3 protein-coding genes are annotated in these 2,811 nt (G+C 58.4%); all 3 read left to right on the top strand.

Features of this window, described 5'->3' with window-relative positions:
* The first annotated feature begins 235 nt into the window (after window positions 1–235).
* The gene (locus ABWQ00_RS15775; protein ID WP_353239608.1) at window positions 236–412 is read left to right on the top strand and encodes a hypothetical protein; all 177 of its coding nucleotides are present in this window, start codon (window positions 236–238) and stop codon (window positions 410–412) included.
* A 95-nt stretch (window positions 413–507) separates the two neighbouring features.
* On the top strand, window positions 508–1,845 hold the full coding sequence (locus ABWQ00_RS15770) for a hypothetical protein (RefSeq protein ID WP_353239607.1): 1,338 nt from the start codon (window positions 508–510) through the stop codon (window positions 1,843–1,845).
* A 584-nt stretch (window positions 1,846–2,429) separates the two neighbouring features.
* Window positions 2,430–2,811: hypothetical protein (locus tag ABWQ00_RS15765; RefSeq protein ID WP_353239606.1), on the top strand; the 382-nt coding region annotated here is incomplete at its 3' end.

Below are 2,811 nucleotides of genomic sequence, written 5' to 3'. Positions count from 1 at the left end.
CACACGCACGCACGCACACACACAACACACACACACACGCACATTCACTGTTTTGTCCCAGCCACACCACACGACACGGACATCCCTCTCTTGCGTGCTAACACGTGCTGCGAGTGTTTTGGTTGAGGGTCCATGGCCTGTTGGTTTGCCGGGTTGCCACCGCCGTGATGGGGGGTGAACCAAGCGCAAGGCTTCTGGCGCTGCCGCTGCGACGGCAGCGCCGGATGTGGACCCCTTGGCTGTCGTGCCGGCTTCCCTGGCCTCTGTGAACAGCCAGCACTACTCTGAGGTCCAGATGTGGCTCGAAGAGATCCTCGGCAATGCCATCCTGAAGGACTTGGAACAGGCCATGCCTCTGGACATCGCCAACGGCGGCCACATGGTGACCCCTTTCTGTCACTTGTTTCCCTAATGTTGCTGGTCACTCTATAGTCACAAGTATGTCAGTCACTCCATTAAACTTGTTCCCACACGGCTCCATTCGACCTCAAGGACTTCAACGCTGCCATGATGCGTGGCTTGGAGAGCGGGCAGGCCTGCAGCTACACTTGTGGCGGCGTCTTCTTCTGGGCCAACCATCTGTGGACACCTACCCCTGGCGTGAAAGTGAGCCGGCGGAGCATCGACGATGTCATCGAGCATCACTACAAATGCGACCTTCCAGGCAAGCTCCCGCACCCCATGGTGATCGGCATCATTGAGGACAAGTGCCCAGTCATGGAGATGAAAGGGGCCTTGCGCATGGTGAGTCCTTGCGAGTTCGCCCATGCCGCCCTTAAGGCCTGCTACCAGGACATTAAATCAGGCAAGGATGACTCCACTATCAGGACATGGCGGCGCCTGTTCCTCAGCGTCGAGATGACCTTTGTCAGGTGCGATGAGAAGCAACTCAGCACAAGGTCTTTCCAACTCAGAGAGGATGCCATCGCGGAGGCCAGCCAGGTCGGGTGGACGGCGATCCAACGGGTGCAAATGATTGTCAGGGAGAAACACTTGCTTGAATCCCGCGGCGGCCGCTGCACGGCCGCAAAGTTGGCCGCGCATTTTTCGAGCAAAGTGAAGTTGGCCAGGTCCAGTGAACCCATCACCAGCTCCTTTGTCGACACCTCCTTGACCATTGAATCCCGGGTGTTGTGCTTGGACATGGCCCGGACCGCGCTCGAGCACCTCGATGACTCGTGTGGCGTCAGCTCCCCTCTGAACAGCGTCTACAAGCTCCAGGTAGTGGTGGACCGGGCGAAGACGCCGAAGGGCATCGAGTGGGTGTTCGTGGCGATGGTGGACTCATTGAGGATGGGCTGGGTGGATGCGTCAGAGTTCACCGTCGCGAAGATGAAACAAGAAACAGTGGACGTCTACTTGCTGAAGTCCGGTTTCCATGCGTTCCTCTTGGTCGACTTCCTCGACCGGCACCCCTTTGACAATGCGGCCAAAGCCACCATCCGCGGCGTCCTCGCCGACCACACGAACGTGAGGAAGCGTATCTGCAACTACTCGGAGATGCCACCTGCTGACTTGTCGTGGCAGTCAGCGGAGAAACCCAGCACCGTTAAGTACATTGAACTCGTTGAGGCCACCGGCCCTTTTTTTGAAATATGTGTTTTGTGCATGGCAGCGTTACAGCCCCACCATCCACATATCACCGCACTCACACGCACATACATACGCAAACGCCGATTGGAAGGCCATTGTCTACGGCGACCAGTTCGACAGCACCTTGCGCGTGGGCGTGCGCAACAACAAGGCAGCAGCAGAGGTGGCCGAGTACGCGCTGATCAAGGAGGACCTCGATGGGGTCCTGGACTTGCTCTCCAAGGAACGGCTTCCAGCAGTCCCCACAATTGATGCGGGGCAAGCTGCAGGCAAGTCGGTTGTTACCGCGGCGACTTCGGAAACGGCACCTTTGGCAACATCTACGCCGACGCCTGCGGACATCAACACCCCGATTGAGGAGGCTCTCTCGAACATGGCGGAGGACACCCGGGCCCAGTGGGAGGCGGCCGCAGCCCGGCTGGCCAGGCAGTACACAAAGGTCGTCGTGTGCCCCGCCAACCTCGCTGCTCTGGTGCCCGAGGTGCAGTCCAGTTGCCTGGGCAAAGCGAACGGCGACTTGACCGGCTTGGTCATCTTCCATTTCGATGTCAAGCTTAGCGGCGAAGCAATCACTACCCCGCACTTGCGGATCCCCCTTCCAGGACAAGTTCTACGAGAAACTAGTCTCCACCATCCTCGAGGCTCGTTGGCACGGCAACTCCGACCAGAAACCAAGCTTGAACGTTGGCGAGGTGGCGCTGCTGCTCGATGGCGGGCGCCACGGTACCCCCAACACTTACACATGATGCGTGCACAATTGTATGTCAAATTGGTATATGATTCTTGCATTTGCTTACTCCTTTCACAACTGCTATGATTGAGGCAACGTCAACAACATGGTCAATCCCTTCAAGGGTTCGGCAGACGCGGGAACCAATAATAAGTCTGAGGAGGACGGGGCGGCAGTTGGGGAGGACGATGGCGCGGGCGACGACGGCGCTGAGGGCGAGGAGGCTTCCAAGGACAAGACGCGGAGCTATGTCAAGCGGAGCGTGTACATCTTCAAGACAGAGGACACGGTCCGGGCACGTCGGTCTTTGGCACGCGGCACGGCAACCATCCCACAAGTGGAGATGATGACGATGGTGTCCCGCTCCGCTCTGAACTTGCCTGAGCGCCAGGGCAAGCACTACAACACCTCCAACAAAGGCACGGTCTTGGGCCCTGTCGCTTTCACACGGCCAGAGGACGATTGGCAGGCCACTGTGAAGGACAAGC

Source organism: Limnohabitans sp., from assembly GCF_040400975.1.
GTDB lineage: Bacteria > Pseudomonadota > Gammaproteobacteria > Burkholderiales > Burkholderiaceae_C > Limnohabitans_A.
Note: the sequence above shows the minus strand (reverse complement) of the source record. Positions and strands in the feature narration are given on the sequence as shown.